Below are 19503 nucleotides of genomic sequence, written 5' to 3' on the forward strand. Positions count from 1 at the left end.
AGCAGGCGACGATGTGGTTCATGCAGAACGCCCTCGCCAAGCCGGACAACGCCGGCGCCGGCGCACATGACTACATGCACCTGCTCGGTCTGGTCTGCCTCGGCTATATGTGGGCGAAGATGGCCAAGGTCGCGCAGGACAAGCTCAAGGCCGGCGCCAACGGCGCGACCGAGCGCATGAACGCCAAGCTCGTCACTGCCCGCTTCTTCATGGAGCGCTCGCTGCCCGAGACCGCCGCGCATCTGGCGCGGATCACCTCCGGCTCCGACGCCACCATGGCGCTGAGCGCCGAGCAGTTCTGAGGGCGCATAGCACGCACGTCATGCTCGGGCTTGACCCGAGCATCTCTTGATGAGTTCGCTGGATGACGAGATGGTCGGGTCAAGCCCGACCATGACGTCCGGCAGGAAAACGAGCCGCAGCCGCGGCCAGACCGGAGGCCTTCACCCATGGCAGACGCCTTCATCTACGATCACGTCCGGACGCCGCGCGGCAAGGGCAAGGCCGATGGCTCCTTGCACGAGGTCACCGCGATCGAATTGGGCACGCAGACCCTGCGCGCCATCAAGGAGCGCAACAATCTCGATCCCAAGCTGGTAGAGGACGTGGTCTATGGCTGCGTCGACCCGGTCGGCGAGGCCGGCGCCGACATCGCCCGCACGGTTGCGCTCAAGGCCGGCTACGGCAAGGAAGTGCCGGGCGTGCAGATCAACCGCTTCTGCGCCTCGGGTCTCGACGCGGTGAATCTCGCCGCGGCGCAGGTCATGTCCGGCCAGAAGGAGATGACGATCGGCGGCGGCGTCGAGAGCATGTCCCGCATCGGCATGGGCGCCTCGGGCTTCGGCATCGCGGTCGATCCGTCCGTCGCGATCGACACCTATTTCATGCCGCAGGGCGTTTCGGCCGACCTGATTGCGACGAAGTACGGCTTCTCGCGCGACGATGTCGACGCCTATGCCGTGCGCTCGCACAAGCGCGCCGCCAAGGCCTGGGAGGAAGGCCGCTTCAGGAACTCGGTGATCCCGGTCACCGACGTCAACGGCCTGATCATCCTCGACCGCGACGAGACCATCCGCCCGGCGACCGACATGCAGGCGCTGGCCGCGCTCAAGGCCTCCTTCGTCCAGATGGGCGAGATGGGTGGCTTCGATGCGGTCGCGACCGCGGCGCATCCGGACGTCGAGTTCGTCAACCACGTCCACCATGCCGGCAATTCCTCCGGCATCGTCGACGGCGCGGCCGCCGTGCTCGTCGGCTCGAAGAAGGCCGGCAAGGCCGCGGGCCTGAAGCCCCGCGCCCGCATCAAGGCCTTCGCCACCACCGGCTCCGACCTCGCGCTGATGCTGACCGGCCCGGTCGACGTCACCGAGCTCGTGCTTAAGAAGGCCGGCATGACCGCGAAAGACATCGACCTGTTCGAGCTGAACGAGGCCTTCTCCTCGGTCGTGCTGCGCTACCAGCAGGCCTTCGACATCGATGACGCCGTGCTCAACGTCAATGGCGGCGCCATCGCCATGGGCCACCCGCTCGGCGCCACCGGCGCGATGATCCTCGGCACCGTGCTCGACGAGTTGGAGCGGACGAACAAGCAGACCGCTCTGGTCACGCTCTGCGTCGCCGTCGGCATGGGCGTCGCCACCATCATCGAACGGGTTTGAGGAGAGAGTCGATGAACCTCGTCAATTTCCGCTTCGAGACCGACGCCGACGGCATCGCCACCCTGACCTGGGACATGCCCGAGCGCTCGATGAACGTCATCACCCCGCAGGTGATGGAAGAGCTGAATCAGGTCGTCGACAAGGTCGCCTCGGATGAGACGATCAAGGGCTGCGTCATCGTCTCCGGCAAGGACTCGTTCTCCGGCGGCGCCGACCTCACCATGCTGCAGGGCCTGCGCGACCTCTATGTCAAGCTCGCCAAGGAGCAGGGCGAGCAGGTCGCGATGCAGCGCTTCTTCGACGAGAGCCGCAAGCTCAGCCAACTCTACCGCAAGCTCGAAACCTGCGGGAAGCCGTTCGCGGCGGCGATCCATGGCGTCTGCCTCGGCGGCGCCTTCGAGCTCGCGCTGTCCTGCCAGCTGCGTGTCGTCTCGGACGATGCCTCGACCCGCGTCGGCCTGCCCGAGATCAAGGTCGGCCTGTTCCCCGGCGCCGGCGGCACACAGCGCGTCTCGCGCCTGATGCAGACCGGCGACGCGCTGCAGATGATGTTCAAGGGCGACCAGATCAAGGCGCTGCCGGCCCGCAATTCCGGCCTCGTCCACGCCGTCCTGCCGCGTGACCAGATCGTCGCCGCCGCCAAGGAGTGGCTGAAAGCCAACCCGCAGGCCAAGCAGCCCTGGGAGGACCCCAAGTTTAAGCTGCCCTCGAACAAGGTCCATTCGCCGGCCGGCATGCAGATCTGGCCGCCGGCTAACGCGATCTATCGCCGCGAGACAAACGACAACTACCCGGCGGCCCGTGCCATCCTGAGCGCGGTCTATGAGGGCCTGCAGCTGCCGATGGACCTCGCCCTCAAGGTCGAGAGCCGCTACTTCGCCAAGATCCTGCGGACGAAGGAGGCGGCTTCGATGATCCGCTCGCTCTTCGTCTCGATGCAGGAACTCAACAAGGGCGCTCGCCGCCCGGCTGACGTCCCGGCCTCGAAGCTGAAGAAGGTCGGCGTCATCGGCGCCGGCTTCATGGGCGCCGGCATCGCCTATGTCACTGCCAATGCCGGCATCGAGGTCGTGCTCGTCGACCGCGACATCGAGGCGGCCGAGAAGGGCAAGGCCTATTCGCACAAGCTGGTCACCGACCAGATCACCAAAGGCCGCGCTAAGACCGCCGATCGCGACGCGCTGCTCGGCCGCATCAAGGCTTCGGCCGACTATGCCGACCTCAAGGGCTGCGACCTGATCGTCGAGGCGGTATTCGAGGATCCCAAGGTCAAGGCCGAGGTCATCGCCAAGGTCGAGGCCGTGGTCGGCCCCAAGACCATCTTCGGCTCCAACACCTCGACGCTGCCGATCACCGGCCTCGCCGAGCACAGCGAGCGCCCGAAGAATTTCATCGGCATCCATTTCTTCTCGCCGGTCGAGAAGATGCTGCTGGTCGAGATCATCATGGCCAAGAAAACCGGCAAGAAGGCGCTCGCCATGGCGCTCGACTTCGTCCGCGCCATCAAGAAAACGCCGATCGTCGTCAACGACGTCAGAGGCTTCTACGCCAATCGCTGCGTCGGCAACTACATCCGCGAGGGTCACCTCATGCTGATGGAAGGCGTGCCGCCGGCGATGATCGAGGCCGCCGGCAAGCAAGCCGGCATGCCGGTCGGCCCGCTCTCGCTCAATGACGAGGTCGCGGTCGATCTCGCCTACAAGGTGCTGAAGGCGACCAAGGCCCAGCTCGGCGAAGCCTCCGTCGACCCGGCGCAGGAAAAGCTGCTCAACGAGATGGTCGAGAAGCATGGCCGCCTCGGCCGCAAGAACCGGAAGGGCTTCTACGACTATCCGGAAGCCGGTCCCAAACGGCTCTGGCCCGGCCTCGCCGAGCTTACGAGGAACAAGCTCGAGCCCGAGCTGATCGACATGGAGGAGCTGAAGCACCGCCTGCTCGTCACGCAGGCGCTCGAAGCGGCCAAGACCTATGAGGAAGGCGTCGTCACCGATCCGCGCGAGGCCGATGTCGGCTCGATCATCGGCTTCGGCTTCGCGCCCTATTCGGGGGGCACGCTGAGCTATATCGACAATATGGGCGCGGCCGCCTTCGTGAAGCTCTGCGAGGGGCTGGCGAAGAAGCATGGCGAGCGCTTCAAGCCGAACCGCTTGCTGAAGCGCATGGCCAAGACCGGCGACACCTTCTATGGCGCTGCCGAGAAGAAGGCCGCGGCCTGATCAGGCGAAGAGCCGCTCCCTCAGGAGCGGCTCCAGCCAGTCGGCGAAGACCTTGAGGCGGCGCGACAAGTGCTGCCGGTGCGGATAGAGCAGGGCGACCGGCATCGGCTCGGCCCTGTGCTCCGGCATCACCTCGATGAGCTCGCCAGCCCTGATATGCGCGGCAACGTCATAGGCTGGGATCTGGATCAGCCCGAGCCCGGCGAGGCAGCAGGCGATATAGGCCTCGGCGCTGTTGACGGTGACGCGGCCCGCCATGGCCCAGCTGTGCAGCCGCTCACCCTCCAGCCATTGCCAGTCCTCGACCGCGCCGGTCGACGGCGAGGCGTAATGCACCGCTTCATGCGCTGAGAGATCGTCTGGGCTTTCCGGAACCCCGTGCCGCGTGAGATAGGCCGGGCTCGCAACATTGATCAGCCTGAGCTCGCCGAGATTGCGGGCGATCAGGCTGGAATCGCTGAGCGGGCCGACCCGCAGAACGCAGTCGACGCTGTCCTCGACCAGATTGATGGCCCTGTCGGTGACGCCGAGCGTGACGGAGATATCCGGATAGCGCGCCAGGAAGTCGGGCAGGGCTGGCGCGATGATCAACCGGCCGATCCGGCCGGGCACATCGATCCTGAGCTTGCCGGCCGGCCCGTCGCTGGCGCTGCGGAACAGCGTCTCGGCTTCCTCGACCTCGGCGATCAGCCTGAGGCAACGCTCATAGAAGGCGAGCCCGTCCTGTGTCGGTGCGACATGGCGGGTCGTGCGATGCAGCAGCCGTGTCCCGAGCCGGTCCTCCAGCAGCCGGATCGCGGCCGAGACCGAGGAGCGCGGCTGGCCGAGCGTCGCCGCGGCCCGGGTGAAGCTGGCGCATTCGACGACGCGGGCGAAGGTGGCGAAGAGTTCGATCCGGTCCATGGCCGGGACGATGCGATTGTTCGCTGTTGCTGACAAGTCATGTCAGCTTATCCAGCTTTATCGGGACAATCGGTCGACTACCCTGCTGGCAGGGCGAAACGAGTTCGCAATGCAGCAGGAGACAGGGCCATGGCCGACCACAGCATCAAGGGCAAGACCGTCATCATCGCCGGCGGCGCCAAGAACCTCGGCGGGCTGCTGGCCCGCGATCTCGCGGCCCACGGCGCCAAGGCCGTGGCCATCCATTATAACAGCGCCGCGACCAGGGCTGAGGCCGATGCGACCGTCGCAGCCGTCAAGGCTGCTGGTGCCCAGGCCGGCGCCTTCCAGGCTGACCTGACCACCGCTGGCGCCAACGCAAAGCTCTTCGCCGACGTCGTGGCCGCCGTCGGCAAGCCGGATATCGCGATCAACACCGTCGGCAAGGTGCTGAAGAAGCCGATGGCCGAGATCAGCGAGGCTGAATACGACGAGATGGCTGCGGTGAATTCCAAGTCGGCTTTCTTCTTCCTGAAGGAAGCCGGCAAGGCGCTGAACGACAACGGCAAGATCACCACGGTGGTGACCTCGCTGCTCGGCGCCTTCACGCCGTTCTATGCGGCTTATGCCGGCATGAAGGCTCCGGTCGAGCACTTCACCCGCGCCGCCTCCAAGGAATTCGGCGAGCGCGGCATCTCGGTCACCGCGATCGGGCCGGGCCCGATGGACACGCCCTTCTTCTATCCGGCTGAGGGGGCGGATGCGGTCGCCTATCACAAGACCGCGGCTGCCTTGTCGAAGTTCTCGAAGACCGGCCTCACCGATATCGAGGACATCGTCCCCTTCATCCGCTTCCTCGTCTCGGACGGCTGGTGGATGACCGGGCAGACCATCCTGGTCAATGGCGGCTACACCACGAAGTGATCTACCGGCCGGCCGTTCTTCCCGAAGCGGCCGGCGGCTTTCCTTGCTGGGAGCTGACGCGTTCATTCAGCTCCCGTCTATCCTGGCAAGGGTAACAAGACCGTACGGAACGGGTTTCCGAGTGGGGGCGGCCCATGCATATGGCAATGGTGATCGGCGGCGGCGTGGTGCTGCTCGGCCTGTTCCTGCTGTTCGGCAAGCTCTGGGGCGGGGCCGAGCCGGCCTTCGCAATGGCGGCGAAGCTGTTCGTGCCGGCCTGGCTCGCGATCGCGTTGGTCAATATGTGGGTCGGCGTCACCAGGGCCGGCTATTCGGTGCGCGAGGAACTGCCGATCCTGGCCGTGGTCTTCGCCGTGCCGGCGGCTCTCGCCCTGCTCGTCGCCTGGCGTGTCGCACGCTGACGTGCTGGCGTCATGGTGACTCAATCAGACAACTCAGGTCTTTCCCCGATGGTCGCTCCGAGCGGCGCGTGGCTAGACTCAGCTGGCTTTGGACCGGGGAAGACTTGAATTCATGCCTGCGCGGCCGATTTTGAATTTTCCCGACCCGCGTTTGCGTCTGCCTGCCGTACCGGTCACGCGCTTCGATGCGGATCTGCGTGCACTGGCCGAAGACCTGGTCGACACGGTGCGGGCAGCGCCCGGCATCGGCATCACCGCACCACATATCGGCGTATTGTTGCGGCTCGTCGTGCTGGAGCTGACGCCGGGAGAGGTTCGCGTCTACGTCAATCCGGTGCTGGACCAGGTTTCGCGCGAAACCATCCGCCATACCGAGGGCAGCATCTCGATGCCGGGTGTCACGGACGAGTTGGAGCGCCATGCCCATGTCCGGGTGCGCTATCGCGATCTCGACGGGAAGGAGCAGAGCGAGGACGCGGACGGCCTGCTCGCCATCTGCCATCAGCACGAGATCGACCAGCTCGACGGCGTCTTCTGGATCGACCGCCTGTCGCGGCTCAAACGCGACAGGCTGATCGCCCGCTACAACAAGCTACGGCGGGGGTAGAGTCCGCTTTTCTCGATCAGGGAACACACGTCATGCTCGCCCTTGCGGCGAGCATCCACGTCTTGAACACTGCACTCGACCAGCGAGGCGAAGACGTGGATGGTCGGGACAGGCCCGACCATGACGAGACAGGCTGCGTCCGAGCTTCCGTCAGTGCGCCACAGCCCTGATCACGCGCCTCAGCTTGCCGATCAGCTCCTCGACCTGGGATTCGCTGATGATCAGCGGCGGCGAGAAGGCGATCGTGTCGGCGGCGGTGCGGATCATCAGCCCTTCGTCGTGGAAGGCGCGCTCGATCACCTCGTAGCCGCGCTTGCCGGCGCCTTCCGCCCGCGGCGCGAGATCGACGGCGCCGACCAGCCCGAGCGTGCGGATGTCGACCACGTTCGGCTCGCCCTTCAGGCTCATCACCGCATCGGCCCAGCTATTCTCCATCGCCCGGGCGCGCTCGAACAGGCCCTCCTCGCGATAGATGTCGAGCGCCGCCAGCGAGGCCGCCGCCGCCAGCGGGTGGCCGGAATAGGTGTAGCCGTGGAACAGCTCGATGACGTTGTCGGGGCCGTTCATGAAGGCATCGTAGATGTGCTTGCGCACGATCACGCCGCCCATCGGCACCGTGCCGGAGGTGACGCCCTTGGCGAAGGTGATCATGTCGGGAATGACGCCGTAGCGCTCGGCCGCGAAGGCGAAGCCCAGGCGGCCGAAGCCGGTGATGACCTCGTCGAAGATCAGCAGGATGCCGTGCTTGTCGCAGAGCTCGCGCAGCCGCTTGAGGTAGCCCTTCGGCGGCGGCAGCGCCCCGGTCGAGCCCGCCATCGGCTCGACGATCACGGCGGCGATGGTCGAGGCGTCGTGCAGCGCGACGACGCGCTCGAGATCATCGGCGAAATGCGCGCCGTACTCAGGCTCGCCCTTGCTGAAGGCCTGCTTCTCGCGATCGTAAGTATGGGCGATATGATCGGTGCCGGTCAGGAGCCCGCCGAAGAACTTGCGGTTGTTGACCATGCCGCCGACCGAGATGCCGCCGAAGCCGACGCCGTGATAGCCGCGCTCGCGGCCGATCAGACGGGTCTTCGAACCCTTGCCCGAGACGTTCCAGTAGGCGAGGGCTATCTTCAGCGCTGAATCCGCCGCTTCCGAGCCCGAGCCGGCGAAGAAGACATGGTCGAGATCGCCCGGCGCCAGGGCCGCGATGCGGGCAGCCGCGGCGAAGACCTTGGGATGGCCGTACTGGAAGGAGGGGGCGTAGTCGAGCTCACGGGCCTGCGCCTGGATCGCCTGGATGATCGGCTCGCGGGCATGGCCGGCATTGCAGCACCAGAGGCCGGCGGTGCCGTCCATCACCGGCTTGCCCTCCGGGGTGTAGTAGAACATGCCCTCGGCGCGGGCCACCATGCGCGGATTCTGCTTGAACGACCGGTTCGCCGTGAACGGCATCCAGTAGGCTTCGAGATCGTTCGGCGAGCTGATCGCGCGCGGCGCAGAGGTCATGGTCCGGTCCCATTTAGTTTTTTAAAGCTTCCTCAACCTAGCAGCGCGGTCGGGGCTGTAAATCCGTGTTGGCTCGGGGCATGCCTGCGTCCGGCGCGTCGCAGCGTGCCGTCCGGGGCAGGTGACGTAACGTCGTTTCTGGCGTAGTCTGAACAAGGGGGTAACACTGGACTACGCCCCAATGACTGAAGGCGTCGCCGGTCGGGACGGGAGCGAGTCGATCGCGCCGGAGGACATCCGTGCGCAGCTCGATCGCGTCCTCGCTTCCGACATCTTCCGCAGCGCGCCGCAGCTGACCTCCTTCCTGAGCTATGTCGTCGAGCAGGCCCTGGCCGGCCGCGCGGGCGAGCTGAAGGGCTATACCATCGCTGTCGAGGCGTTCGGACGCCCGGCCGATTTCGATCCGCAATCGGACCCGATCGTTCGCGTCGAGGCCGGCCGCCTGCGCAAGGCTCTCAATCTCTATTTCGCCGCCGATGGCGTTCGCGATCCTGTACGGATCGCAATTCCCGTCGGCGCCTATGTCCCGAGCTTCACGCGGCTCGGCTTCCCGGAGTCCGAGGCGGCAGCCGCGGCCGCTGCTGTCGAGCCGGCGCAGCCTGCTCCAGTCGCTGCAAAGCCATGGCGCATCTGGGCTTATGCAGCCGCCGCGTTGATACTGACCGCCGCGATAGCGCTCGTCGCGCGGCATCAGATCGGGACCGGGCCGGAACCGGGGGGCACCATGTCGAGCGGGGACGCGCAGGCGCCGCGGCCCGCAACGACCGTCGCGCCCGATCAATCCGCTTCGCCGCAAGCGGCCGAGCCGGTCGCCGCGCCTGCGAGCCTGCCCGTCATCGCCGTCGTGATCGCCGGGGACATCGTGGATCCCGCAGTCGAGGACGCCGCCCGGCTGTTCATGCGCCATCTCGTCGACACCATGGCTCGGTTCGACGATCTGCTCGTGGTCAAGACGCCGGGTACCGCGCTGCGGCCGGAGGAGGGGGCCGATTATGTCCTGAGCCTCAACACCTCGCGGGCGGGCGACAAGGTCGAGGGCTTCGTGCGGCTGAGCGCTGCGAGGGACGGGCGCGTCGTCTGGACCACCTCCGGCGAACGGACGCTCGAGGCGATGAGCGACGGCATGGAGTTGCGCGAGCTGGCGCAACGGCTGGCGATCCGGCTGGCCCAACCCTTCGGCATCCTGCACGCCGATCTCCGGCTTGCGACGCTTCCGCCCGGGATCGGCTGCATCTACCAGGCACTCAATTTCCGCCGGCATATGAAGGCGGACGACCATCTCGCCGCGCGCAATTGCCTCGATGCGCTGGTCGCGCGCGATCCGGACTTCCATCCGGCCTGGTCGCATCTGGCGCTGCTGACCGCCGATGAATACGCCTCCGGCCTGAACGCGCGGTCCGGCTCGCCGCTCGACCGGGCTCTCGCAGCTGCGATCACGGCGGTCAGGCTGGCGCCGGCGAGCGCGCGGGCGCATCAGGCATTGATGGAGGCGCAGTTCCTGCGCGGCATGACCGAGGAAGCGCTCAAATCCGGCCGGGAAGCTCTGACGCGCAACCCCTTCGACCCTGACATCATGGCCGATCTGGGCGCGCGCTACGTCCAGCTCGACCGGGCGGCGGAAGGGCTGCCTCTGCTCGAACGTGCCGCTGCCCTCAGCGGTGGCCGGCCGTCATGGTACGATACCTTCCTGTATTTCGCGGCCTATCTGACTGGTACGACCAAGCTCGCCGAGAACCAGGCCGCCCTGCTCAAGGCGGAGGAGACTCCGCTCGCCCTGGTCGCGCGCGCCGTCGCGAGCGCTGCTGCCGGTGATCGTGTCGAGCTGGAGGAAACCTGGCGGATGCTCGGTCAGGCCGAGCCGCTCTTCGCCCTCGATCCGCGGCTTTACCTGGCGCGCAAGGGTTTCTCCTCGGCTGCCAGCGAGCGCATCCTGGCTGCGATCGGGCAGGCTGGGCTGCCGCCGCGATAGCGCGATCCTGTGAGCCCGCGCCTTGCTCGATGGCGAGAATTGCCGATAGGCCTCGCGGCCGCTGAGTCAGGCGGCTATTCTGCATTCGTCGCAGCTGATTCGTAGCGTCGCGTTCCCTTTCAACCTCTTGCGCGATTTCAGCCCTTGGCTCGCATCCGCCTCAGCGCTCTCTCTCCGGCCGCCAGCGGCGTCGCCGGCTTTTCGCTGGGCGCTGCCGCCATCCTGCTTCTGCCGGTGCCGGGCAATCTCGCCAACGCATTGGGGCTTCTGAGCGCCGGGCTCGGCCTTGCCGGGGCGGCGGCTCTGGCGCACCGCAATGCGACCCGCGAGCGCGAGCAGTTGCTGGCGGCGATCGGCGAGGTCAAGGTCCGCCTCGCTACCAATGCCATCCGCGTCGACGCCATGGCCAAGCGCCTCGACCAGTCGCCGATGGGCGAGGCCGAGGCCGCTCCGGCCAAGGCGATGCTCAACGAGCTGACCGCCGAGGTCGGCCTGCTCGGCGACCTGCTGCAGCAGGTCGCGACGACGCTGGGCGAGCATGACGACCAGCTCAGCCGGATCGAAGGGCGGCTCGCCAATCCGCCGCCGCAGCCGGCGCGCATCGCGGCGCTGGTCCCCGAGCGCATCGAGCCCCGGGCCCCGGAGCCTCTGGTCGCGACCCGGCACGATCCGGCCGAGGCCGCGCAGCGCCGCGCCGCCGAGGAACGCGCCGCGCTGATCAGCGAGGCGCTGGCGAAAGGGCAGGTCGAGGTCCATCTCCAGCCGATCGTCAGCCTGCCGCAGCGCCGCACGCGCGGCTATGAAGCGCTCGTCAGGCTGAGGCTCGACGAGAAGACTCTGCTGCTCCCATCCGAATTCCTGACCACGGTCGAGGAGCGCGGCTTCGGCCCGACGCTCGATGCGCTCGTCCTGACGCGGGCGCTGGCCATCGCCCGCCATCTCGGCAGCAAGCCGGGCGAGCTCTTCGTATCCTGCAATTTCAGTGCAGCGACCTGGGGCTCGTCGCGCGCCCTGGCAGCGCTGTCGCGCATCCTGGAAAAATACCACGACCACATCGGCAATCTCGTCATCGAGGTGCCGCAGCGCGTCTTCCGGGCGCTGGAGCCGGCGAGCCTCGGCCTGCTCGGCGCCATGTCGGCCAATGGCGTACGCTTCGCGCTCGATCACGTCTCCGATCTGCGCTTCGATCCGATCTCGCTGCACGATCGCGGCGTGCGCTTCGTCAAGGTCTCGGCGGCGCTGCTGCTGGCCGAGGCACGCGGCAGCACGCTTGCCGACATTGCGGCGGGCGACATTGCGGTCCAGCTCGCGCGCGGCTCGATCCAGCTCGTCGCCGAGGAAGTCGAGGACGACCCTATGGTCGCCGACATGCTCGATCTCGGCATCGGCCTCGGCCAGGGCATCATCTTCTCGCCGCCGCGGCCGGTGCGCCCCGAAGTCTTCGCCGAGCCGCAGCCGGGAACCGTTTCGGCTACGGTGCCCGCCGCCAGCGTACCGCCCGCCTCGGCAGAGGTGGTCGAGCACCCCGCCATGGCGCCGCCGCCGGCCGTGAAGCGCGTGCCTTTCCGCGACATCCTGCGCCGCGCCACCGCCTGAAAACCTCGATGGAACGGAAGCGCTGGCCTGCGCCGGCGAAGGCGCGTAGACAGGCCGCGCCTGTTCGCTGGAGTTAAGCTCGTGCCGTTCTCGACCCGTCTTCTGTCCGGCGTTTCCGCCGTCATCGACCAGTACGAGCTCTGCCTCTGCGACATCTGGGGTGTGGTCCACAATGGCGTTGCGCCCTTCGCGGCGGCCTGCGATGCACTGGCCCGGATGCGTGCAGGGGGCGTCACCGTCGTGCTGGTCTCGAATGCGCCGCGCCCGCGCTCGGAGATCGCGGTCCAGCTCGGCAAGCTCGGCGTGCCTGGCGATGCCTTCGACGCGATCGTCACCTCCGGCGACGTCGCGCGCGACCTGATCGCCCACCGCGCCGGCCAGCCGCTCTATCATCTCGGCCCGCCGCGTGACTTGCCGCTCATGGCCGGGCTCGATGCACCGCGTGTCGGAGCGGCGCAGGCGCATTACGTTCTCTGCACCGGCCTATTCGACGACGAGACCGAAACGGCCGAGAGCTATGCCGAGCCGCTGGCCGATTTCGCTCGCCGAGGCCTGACCTTGATCTGCGCCAATCCGGATCTGGTCGTCGACCGCGGCGGACGCATCGTGCCTTGCGCCGGCTCGCTCGCGGTGGCCTATGAGAAGCTCGGCGGCGAGGCGATCTATGCCGGCAAGCCGCATGCGCCGATCTATGATCTTGCCATTCGCCTGGGCCAGGAGCTGCGCGGCGAGACGATTGCGAAGCAACGCATCCTGGCGATCGGCGACGCGATCCGCACCGATATCGCCGGCGCGGCGCAATATGGCCTGGCCTCGCTGATGTGCGTCGCCGGCATCCATGCCGAGGAGATGGCGGGATTGTCAGAGGAGGCGCTGCAGGGCTGGTTCGGCCGGCAGAGCCATCGGCCGAATTATGCCATGCCGCATCTGTCCTGGTGAGCGAGGGATCAGGCGGCGCAGGCCGCCTCGATCTTCGACTTCAGCGTCTGCGCGCTGAACGGCTTGACGATATAGTTGTTCACGCCGGCCTTCTTGGCGGCGATGACGTTCTCGGTCTTCGATTCCGCCGTCACCATGATGAACGGCGTCTCGGCGATCTCGGTCTCGTTGCGGACTTGGCGCAGCAGCTCGTAGCCGGTCATCGGCTCCATGTTCCAGTCGGAGATCACGAGTCCGTATTTCTTGTCGCGCATCTTGGCGATGGCGGCATTCCCGTCGGAGGCGTCGTCGACATTCTCGAAGCCGAGTTGCTTCAAGAGGTTGCGGATGATCCGGACCATCGTCTGATAGTCGTCCACCACCAGGATCGGCATTGACGGGTCGACAGCCATGACGGCGCTCCAAGCAAGTAGTCAGCAGGGCCCAACGGCGCCGGCGCGGGGCCGCTCTCGCAGAGCAGCGACCTTGGGTCAATTGTGATAGGCGCTCGGCGTTTCAAAGCCGTTAATCCGGTCCTGAAGTGACCTAGCGGCATACGACCTTTGGCTGAAGGGGGAACCGGGCAACAGGCACCAAAGTTCAATGGTGCGATGCAGCGAACTATGGGACGCTCACGTTCGTTTCCGGATGCGGGCGGTCTTCCACCGCGCTGCAGTTGCGAGAGCTGACCGATGATGGCGAGCACGCTCTATCAAGTCCATGCCTTCGAGGACCTGGTCGTCGGTCAGCGCGAGAGCCTGATGCGCACGGTGATGGAGCGCGACATCTCCCTCTTCGCGGATCTCTCGGGCGACGCCAACCCGATCCATCTCTGCGACCGCTATGCGGCCAATACCAAGTTTGGCCAGCGCATCGCCCATGGCATGCTGACAGCGAGCCTGGTCTCGGCCCTGCTCGGCACGCGCCTGCCGGGGCCGGGTGCGGTCTATCTCTCGCAGACCCTCAATTTTCTCGCGCCGGTGAAGATCGGCGATGTCGTCACCGCCCGCGTCGAGGTGGTCGAGCTCGTGGCGGAGCGCCGCCGAGCCCGGCTGTTCTGCGAATGTCTGGTCGACGGCAAGGCCGTGCTGGAAGGCGAGGCCTGGGTGGCACTGCCGCGCGCAGCGGCATAGGCCCGGGGTGGCCTTGACGCTCCCTGCCGCTTGGGGCCAAACACGGCGGTAGCCGGGGCTTCCCGGCGCCAACCCTGCGTTCCATGACCTCATCCCCCGAGGCGGCGCGTTTCCGTGCGCCGCCCGCCTTCGTCCTCGAACCCGGCCAACCGGTGCCGGCCGATCTGCGCGGCCGGGTGCTGGCGCTCGGCAATTTCGACGGCGTCCATCGCGGCCATGCCGAGCTGGCCCGGGTCGCCGGCGAGATGGCTGCTGCCCGGGGGACGCAGGCTGCGGCACTGACCTTCGAGCCGCATCCCCGAACCGTCTTCAGGCCGGAGCAGCCGGTCTTCCGGCTGACGCCCGAGCCGATCAAGGTGGCGCTCCTCGCGGGCCTCGGGCTCGCGCCGAGCTTCGTCATATCCTTCGACCGCGCCGTCGCCGGCATCCCGGCCGAGGCGTTCGTCGACGAACTCCTGCTCGGCCAGCTCGGCGCTGCCGGTCTGGTCTGCGGCTATGATTTCCATTTCGGCAAGGGCCGTACCGGCTCGCCGGAAATGCTGCAGGCCCGCGCCGGCCATGCCGGCATCCCCGTCGCCGTCGTGCCGCCCTTCACTTTCCAGGGTGAGCCGGTCTCCTCGACGCTGGTGCGCACGGCGCTCGAATCCGGCGATGTCGGCCACGCAGAGGCTCTGCTCGGCCGGCCCTGGTTCGTGCGTGGGCAGGTCGCCCATGGCGACAAGCGCGGCCGCGATCTCGGCTATCCCACGGCGAACATGCATCTTGCCCGCGACTGCCGCCTGCGCTTCGGCATCTATGCGGTTCGCATGAAGATCGACGGTGCCTGGCACGACGGCGTCGCCAGCTTCGGCAGCCGCCCGACCTTCGACGATGGCGCGCCAAAGCTTGAGACCTTCGTCTTCGATTTCTCCGGCGACCTCTATGGCAAGACGGTCGACGTCGCCTTCGTCGCCTTTCTGCGCGGCGAGGCGAAGTTCGATATGCTCGACGCGCTGATCGCCCAGATGGATGCCGACAGCGCAAGGGCGCGCGGCATCCTGGCGGCGACGCCGGCCTTCCTTCCGTGACGACGCTTTGCTAGAAGCCGCTCATGTCCGCTCCGCACCCCGTTCCGCTTCGGCGAATTACCGGCCCGGCTGCCGCCCTGCGCTGATTGCGCGGGCGCTTGCGCAGGCCGGGACGACGATCGCTTCCCCGTGACATCTCAAGGATGGGCGCCGCACCGATTGCTGAGCCGCCATCCGCACCGCCGAGCCGGATCATGACCGACAAGACCGCCGAAAAGCCCGAGACCACCGACTATTCGCAGACCCTGTTTCTGCCGCAGACGGAATTCCCGATGCGTGCCGGTCTGCCGCAGCGCGAGCCCGAATTGCTCGCCCGCTGGGCCAGGATGGACCTCTACCGCAAGCTGCGCGAGGCCGGGCAGGGTCGCGACCGCTTCGTCCTGCATGACGGCCCGCCCTATGCCAACGGCAACATCCATATCGGCCATGCGCTCAACAAGGTGCTGAAGGACCTGGTGACGCGCTCGCAGCAGATGCTCGGCTACGACTCCAACTATGTGCCGGGCTGGGACTGCCACGGCCTGCCGATCGAATGGAAGATCGAGGAGCAGTACCGCGCCAAGGGCCTGAACAAGGACGACGTCGATGTCGTCGAGTTCCGCAAGGAATGTCGCGTCTTCGCCGAGAAGTGGGTCGATATCCAGCGTAACGAGTTCAAGCGCCTCGGCGTCGAGGGCGACTGGGACGATCCCTACCTGACCATGGCCTTCGGCGCCGAGGCGCAGATCGCCCGCGAGATCATGAAGTTCGCTGAGAACGGCCAGCTCTATCGCGGCTCCAAGCCGGTGATGTGGTCGGTGGTCGAGAAGACCGCCCTGGCCGAGGCCGAGGTCGAATACGAGGAGCATACCAGCGATTGGATCTTCGCCGCGTTCCCGGCGCTCGGCTCCGGTCCGCTCGCCGGCGCGTCGGTGCTGATCTGGACGACGACGCCCTGGACGATCCCCGGCAACCGCGCGATCTCGTTTCACAACAAGATCGCCTATGGCCTCTATCGGGTGACGGCGGCTCCGGAAGGCAACTGGGCCAAGGTCGGCGCACGCTATGTGCTGGCCAAGAACCTCGCTGAAGCGCTGTTCAAGACCGCCAAGGTCGAAGCCTACGAGCTGGAGCGCGACGTCACGGCTGCCGACCTGGCCGCCCTCTCGACGGCCCATCCGCTGCGCGGCCAGGGCTACGATTTCGACGTGCCGCTGCTCGACGGCGACCACGTCACCGACGATGCCGGTACCGGCTTCGTCCACACCGCGCCGGGCCATGGCCGCGAGGACTTCGACGTCTGGATGGCCAATGGCCGCATGCTGGCCGAGCGCGGTATCGAGACACGTATCCCCTACACCGTCGATGCCGATGGCCGCTTCACCAGGGAGGCCCCGGGCTTCGAGGGCGCGCAGGTCATCACCGACAAGGGCGAGAAGGGCAACGCCAACGAGGTCGTGATCAAGGCGCTCGCCGCGACCGGCAACCTCGTCGCGCGCGGCCGCCTCAAGCACCAGTACCCGCATTCGTGGCGCTCGAAGAAGCCGGTGATCTTCCGCAACACGCCGCAATGGTTCATCGCCATGGACAAGCCCTATGGCGATGCCGGCGCGCCCGATCCGGCGGCCCCCGCGCCGACCGCCGGCGGCAATGCCGACACGCTGCGCAACCGCGCGCTCAAGGCGATCAAGGAAACCGAATGGGTTCCCGCCGCCGGCGAGAACCGCATCAACGGCATGATCGCCAACCGGCCGGACTGGGTGGTCTCGCGCCAGCGCGCCTGGGGCGTGCCGATCACCGTCTTCGTCGACAAGGAGAGCAAGGAGATCCTGGTCGACGCGAAGGTCAACGCCGCGATCGCCGAGGCCTTCGAGCAGGAGGGCGCCGACGCCTGGTTCACTGACCACGACGGCGCTCGCTTCCTGAAGCCCTATGGCTACGATCCGGCCAAGTACGAGCGCGTCATCGACGTGCTCGACGTCTGGTTCGATTCAGGCTCGACCCATGCCTTCACTTTGGAGAAGCGCGCCGACCTCAAGACCCATCGCGTCGTCGACGGCGGCCGCGACAAGGTGATGTATCTCGAAGGCTCGGACCAGCATCGCGGCTGGTTCCATTCGAGCCTGCTCGAAAGCTGCGGCACGCGCGGCCGCGCACCCTTCGACGTGGTGCTGACCCACGGCTTCTGTCTCGACGAGAAGGGCGAGAAGATGTCGAAGTCGAAGGGCAACGTCACTGCCCCGCAGGACGTGATCAAGGATTCCGGCGCCGACATCCTGCGCCTCTGGGTCGCGGCGGCCGATTATTCCGACGACCTGCGCATCGGCAAGGAGATCCTCAAGACCTTCGTCGAGACCTATCGCAAGCTGCGCAACACCATGCGCTGGATGCTCGGTACGCTCGCCCATTTCGACGAGGCGATCCGCGTCTCCGATCCGGCTTCGATGCCGGAGCTGGAGCGGCTGATGCTGCACCGCCTTGCCGAGCTCGGGCCGCAGGTCGAGGAAGCCTACCGCACCTACGACTACAAGAAGGTCGTGACCCTGCTCTCGCAGTTCATGAACACCGAGCTCTCGGCTTTCTATTTCGACGTCCGCAAGGACGCGCTCTATTGCGACCCGCGCTCCAGCCATGTCCGCAAGAGCGCGCTCACCGTCGTCGACCATCTCTTCCGCTGCCTGACGACCTGGCTCGCACCGATCCTGGTCTTCACCGCCGAGGAGGCCTGGCTCGATCGCTATCCGCAGGTGAAGGCCAGCGACGGCTCGGTCCATCTCGAACTCTTCGCCAAGGCCGATGATACCTGGCTCGATCCGGAGCTGGCCGAGCGCTGGGCCAAGGTCCGGCGCGTGCGCCGCGTCGTTACCGGCGCGCTCGAACTGGAGCGCGCCGCCAAGCGCATCGGCTCCTCGCTGGAAGCCGCCCCGGTCGTCCACATCGCCGATCCCGATCTGCGCGCTGCGCTGAGCGGGCTCGACCTCGCCGAAATCTGCATCACCTCCGGTGCTAAGATCGCGGACGGGGAGGGGCCGGCCGATGCCTTCCGCCTGCCGGACGTGCCCGGCGTCGCGGTGGTGCCGGCGCGCGCCTCCGGCATCAAATGCGCTCGCTCCTGGAAGTATTTCGATCCGGCGACGGCCGAGCCCGGCTTCCCCGAGGTGACGCCGCGTGACGCCAAGGCGTTGCGCGAGCTCGGGCGCGCCGCGTGACGGCCGAGATGACGTCGATGCGCCGCCTCGGCGTCTGGATCGTCGCGCTCGTCTTCGTGCTCGACCAGGCGCTGAAGCTCTGGCTGCTCTTCGGACTGAGGCTGGCCGAGGAGGGGCCGTTCCAGCTCGCCTCCTTCCTGGAGATCGTGCTCGCCTGGAATCGCGGCATCTCCTACGGCCTGTTCCAGCAGTCGACAGATATCGGCCGCTGGGCTTTGGTCGTGCTTTCGATCGTCGCGGCTGTCTGGCTCTGGCGCTGGATGTGGCGCAGCGACGACAAGCTGACCGTCGTGAGCCTAGCGCTGATCATCGGAGGCGCGCTCGGCAACGGGCTCGACCGCATCGTCTACGGCGCCGTCGTCGACTTCGTGCATGTCCATGTCGGCACGTTCAGCTGGTACATCTTCAACATCGCCGATGCGGCGATCGTCTTCGGCGTGCTCGGGCTGCTCTGGGAGTCGCTGCGGCCGGGCGCGGACCGTTCCAAGGCGATCTGAAGTCCGTTGGAGCCGTCCGCAAGTCGGCCGGCCACAGCTCATTTACGGCAATCCGGCAAAAGGGCTCCCGATTTCGCCGGATATGGGTTAAAAGGCCCGCCATGCTTTTGCCGCGTCGATAGCTCATGACGCTGGCGAGTGTCCGTATGGAGAGGTGAGATGGCTTATCGGATCCGCGCTTCGCACATGCTGCTTGCTGGCGGTATGTTGCTGGCGACGACCCCTGCTTTCGCCCAGGAGGGCATGCTCTTCAAGAATTTGGTCGAGGGCATGGGTCTGTTCGGCCGCGACAAGGCTGATATCGAGTACAAGCAGCGCGCCCCGCTGGTCGTGCCGCCGTCCTCAGCTCTGCCCAAGCCGCAGGAGGCCGGTGCAAACCGCAGCGCTGCTTGGCCCGACGATCCGGATGTCGCCCGCCGCAAGGCCGAGAGCGAGAGTTCCAACATCCTGTTCTCGACGACCGAGGCCTATCGCGCCAACACCAGGCCGCTGTTGTCGCAGGAGGAGTTGCGCCGCGGCCGTGTGACTGGGCGTACCAACGGGCCGGATGGCATCGTCCCCGATCACAACAACTACAACAACCAGATTGCACCGATCCGCGTCGGCCGCGAGATGGCCGCCCGTCAGGCCCAGGTGGATACGTCCAATCTCCAATACGGCACCGAGCCGCGCCGGCAATATTTGCATGAGCCGCCGACCGGCTACCGTCGTCCGGCTGGGACAGCGGCTCTTGGTCCGGGTGCAGCCGGCCCGCGCGAGGACAAGCAGGCTGTGGGTCAGCGCGAGTTCCTCACGGGCCAGAAGGTCTACGAATAGGCGTCAGCGATCGTATCTTGCTGCGTTGGTTTTCCGGCGCAGCCAGCCTATCTAAGAACGAGCCCTTTCCCCGGCTCGGGTCCATGCGGGCCCGGGCCGGTTCGTTTCTGGACCTCGCGATCTGCAGGAGCTTTTCAAGA

Annotated in this window: 17 protein-coding genes; 14 read left to right on the forward strand and 3 right to left on the reverse strand. The window is 66.8% G+C overall.

The features are described from left to right. From ACQKLX_RS13790 to ACQKLX_RS13800, 3 genes are all read left to right on the forward strand, one after another. A partial coding sequence (locus tag ACQKLX_RS13790; protein ID WP_427362139.1) for an acyl-CoA dehydrogenase C-terminal domain-containing protein occupies positions 1-302 on the forward strand: 302 nt, incomplete at its 5' end. 147 nt (positions 303-449) lie between these two features. Beyond that, on the forward strand, positions 450-1658 hold the full coding sequence (locus ACQKLX_RS13795; RefSeq protein WP_427362140.1) for an acetyl-CoA C-acetyltransferase: 1209 nt from the start codon (positions 450-452) through the stop codon (positions 1656-1658). Positions 1659-1669: 11 nt separating this feature from the next. Continuing rightward, positions 1670-3874, forward strand: a complete 2205-nt coding sequence (locus tag ACQKLX_RS13800) for a 3-hydroxyacyl-CoA dehydrogenase NAD-binding domain-containing protein (RefSeq protein WP_427362141.1) — start codon at positions 1670-1672, stop codon at positions 3872-3874. Here the strand turns inward: ACQKLX_RS13800 and ACQKLX_RS13805 are convergent, their stop codons facing one another. Beyond that, positions 3875-4777 carry a LysR family transcriptional regulator gene (locus ACQKLX_RS13805; protein WP_427362339.1) on the reverse strand — a complete coding sequence of 301 codons (903 nt, stop codon included), beginning with the start codon at positions 4775-4777 and terminating at the stop codon, positions 3875-3877. It lies immediately after the preceding gene. A 129-nt stretch (positions 4778-4906) separates the two neighbouring features. Here ACQKLX_RS13805 and ACQKLX_RS13810 point away from each other — a divergent pair, with 129 nt between their 5' ends. The 3 genes from ACQKLX_RS13810 (at position 4907) to ACQKLX_RS13820 (ending at position 6688) form a co-directional block, all read left to right on the forward strand. Next, a complete protein-coding gene (locus tag ACQKLX_RS13810) occupies positions 4907-5680 on the forward strand; it encodes an SDR family oxidoreductase (RefSeq protein WP_427362142.1) in 774 nt (257 codons plus the stop codon). Between the two features lie 134 nt (positions 5681-5814). Continuing rightward, on the forward strand, positions 5815-6081 hold the full coding sequence (locus ACQKLX_RS13815; RefSeq protein ID WP_427362143.1) for a hypothetical protein: 267 nt from the start codon (positions 5815-5817) through the stop codon (positions 6079-6081). Between the two features lie 112 nt (positions 6082-6193). Continuing rightward, entirely contained in the window at positions 6194-6688 is a 495-nt protein-coding gene (locus tag ACQKLX_RS13820) for a peptide deformylase (RefSeq protein WP_427362144.1), read from the forward strand. A 150-nt stretch (positions 6689-6838) separates the two neighbouring features. Here ACQKLX_RS13820 and aptA read toward each other — a convergent pair whose 3' ends face one another. Then, positions 6839-8179 (reverse strand): omega-aminotransferase AptA, encoded by a 1341-nt coding sequence (gene aptA / locus ACQKLX_RS13825; RefSeq protein ID WP_427362145.1) that lies wholly within the window; start codon positions 8177-8179, stop codon positions 6839-6841. 181 nt (positions 8180-8360) lie between these two features. On the opposite strand from aptA, the gene ACQKLX_RS13830 reads away from it, so the two are divergent. The 3 genes from ACQKLX_RS13830 to ACQKLX_RS13840 all read left to right on the forward strand — a co-directional run bounded on the left by ACQKLX_RS13830 (position 8361) and on the right by ACQKLX_RS13840 (position 12683). After that, a complete protein-coding gene (locus ACQKLX_RS13830) occupies positions 8361-10148 on the forward strand; it encodes a hypothetical protein (protein ID WP_427362146.1) in 1788 nt (595 codons plus the stop codon). A gap of 144 nt (positions 10149-10292) precedes the next feature. Beyond that, positions 10293-11744 (forward strand): EAL domain-containing protein, encoded by a 1452-nt coding sequence (locus ACQKLX_RS13835; RefSeq protein WP_427362147.1) that lies wholly within the window; start codon positions 10293-10295, stop codon positions 11742-11744. Between the two features lie 81 nt (positions 11745-11825). Then, positions 11826-12683 carry a TIGR01459 family HAD-type hydrolase gene (locus ACQKLX_RS13840; protein ID WP_427362148.1) on the forward strand — a complete coding sequence of 286 codons (858 nt, stop codon included), beginning with the start codon at positions 11826-11828 and terminating at the stop codon, positions 12681-12683. A gap of 8 nt (positions 12684-12691) precedes the next feature. On the opposite strand, the gene ACQKLX_RS13845 is transcribed toward ACQKLX_RS13840, so the two are convergent. Next, positions 12692-13075, reverse strand: a complete 384-nt coding sequence (locus tag ACQKLX_RS13845) for a response regulator (protein ID WP_427362149.1) — start codon at positions 13073-13075, stop codon at positions 12692-12694. 282 nt (positions 13076-13357) lie between these two features. Here ACQKLX_RS13845 and ACQKLX_RS13850 point away from each other — a divergent pair, with 282 nt between their 5' ends. From ACQKLX_RS13850 to ACQKLX_RS13870, 5 genes are all read left to right on the forward strand, one after another. Then, positions 13358-13795, forward strand: coding sequence for a MaoC family dehydratase (locus ACQKLX_RS13850; protein ID WP_427362150.1), 438 nt, complete (start codon positions 13358-13360; stop codon positions 13793-13795). Between the two features lie 83 nt (positions 13796-13878). Then, the gene (locus tag ACQKLX_RS13855) at positions 13879-14862 is read left to right on the forward strand and encodes a bifunctional riboflavin kinase/FAD synthetase (protein ID WP_427362151.1); all 984 of its coding nucleotides are present in this window, start codon (positions 13879-13881) and stop codon (positions 14860-14862) included. Between the two features lie 194 nt (positions 14863-15056). Then, positions 15057-18050 (forward strand): isoleucine--tRNA ligase, encoded by a 2994-nt coding sequence (ileS, locus tag ACQKLX_RS13860; RefSeq protein WP_427362152.1) that lies wholly within the window; start codon positions 15057-15059, stop codon positions 18048-18050. Positions 18051-18058: 8 nt separating this feature from the next. Next, the gene (lspA, locus tag ACQKLX_RS13865; protein WP_427362153.1) at positions 18059-18547 is read left to right on the forward strand and encodes a signal peptidase II; all 489 of its coding nucleotides are present in this window, start codon (positions 18059-18061) and stop codon (positions 18545-18547) included. 159 nt (positions 18548-18706) lie between these two features. Then, positions 18707-19363, forward strand: coding sequence for a hypothetical protein (locus ACQKLX_RS13870; RefSeq protein ID WP_427362154.1), 657 nt, complete (start codon positions 18707-18709; stop codon positions 19361-19363). The last annotated feature ends 140 nt before the right edge of the window (positions 19364-19503 follow it).

It is taken from the genome of Allobosea sp. NPDC003192 (assembly GCF_050275675.1).
Classification (GTDB): domain Bacteria; phylum Pseudomonadota; class Alphaproteobacteria; order Rhizobiales; family Beijerinckiaceae; genus Allobosea.

What these genes read in the sequence shown, in the direction of transcription:
- ACQKLX_RS13795 (WP_427362140.1), top strand. Translation starts at nt 450, where the DNA reads ATGGCAGACGCCTTCATCTACGATCACGTCCGGACGCCGCGCGGCAAG.
- ACQKLX_RS13820 (WP_427362144.1), top strand. Translation starts at nt 6,194, where the DNA reads ATGCCTGCGCGGCCGATTTTGAATTTTCCCGACCCGCGTTTGCGTCTG.
- ACQKLX_RS13815 (WP_427362143.1), top strand. Translation starts at nt 5,815, where the DNA reads ATGCATATGGCAATGGTGATCGGCGGCGGCGTGGTGCTGCTCGGCCTG.
- ACQKLX_RS13845 (WP_427362149.1), bottom strand. Translation starts at nt 13,075, where the DNA reads ATGGCTGTCGACCCGTCAATGCCGATCCTGGTGGTGGACGACTATCAG.
- ACQKLX_RS13805 (WP_427362339.1), bottom strand. Translation starts at nt 4,777, where the DNA reads ATGGACCGGATCGAACTCTTCGCCACCTTCGCCCGCGTCGTCGAATGC.
- ACQKLX_RS13855 (WP_427362151.1), top strand. Translation starts at nt 13,879, where the DNA reads ATGACCTCATCCCCCGAGGCGGCGCGTTTCCGTGCGCCGCCCGCCTTC.
- ACQKLX_RS13870 (WP_427362154.1), top strand. Translation starts at nt 18,707, where the DNA reads ATGGCTTATCGGATCCGCGCTTCGCACATGCTGCTTGCTGGCGGTATG.
- ileS (WP_427362152.1), top strand. Translation starts at nt 15,057, where the DNA reads ATGACCGACAAGACCGCCGAAAAGCCCGAGACCACCGACTATTCGCAG.
- ACQKLX_RS13800 (WP_427362141.1), top strand. Translation starts at nt 1,670, where the DNA reads ATGAACCTCGTCAATTTCCGCTTCGAGACCGACGCCGACGGCATCGCC.
- ACQKLX_RS13850 (WP_427362150.1), top strand. Translation starts at nt 13,358, where the DNA reads ATGGCGAGCACGCTCTATCAAGTCCATGCCTTCGAGGACCTGGTCGTC.
- lspA (WP_427362153.1), top strand. Translation starts at nt 18,059, where the DNA reads ATGACGTCGATGCGCCGCCTCGGCGTCTGGATCGTCGCGCTCGTCTTC.
- ACQKLX_RS13830 (WP_427362146.1), top strand. Translation starts at nt 8,361, where the DNA reads ATGACTGAAGGCGTCGCCGGTCGGGACGGGAGCGAGTCGATCGCGCCG.
- aptA (WP_427362145.1), bottom strand. Translation starts at nt 8,179, where the DNA reads ATGACCTCTGCGCCGCGCGCGATCAGCTCGCCGAACGATCTCGAAGCC.
- ACQKLX_RS13810 (WP_427362142.1), top strand. Translation starts at nt 4,907, where the DNA reads ATGGCCGACCACAGCATCAAGGGCAAGACCGTCATCATCGCCGGCGGC.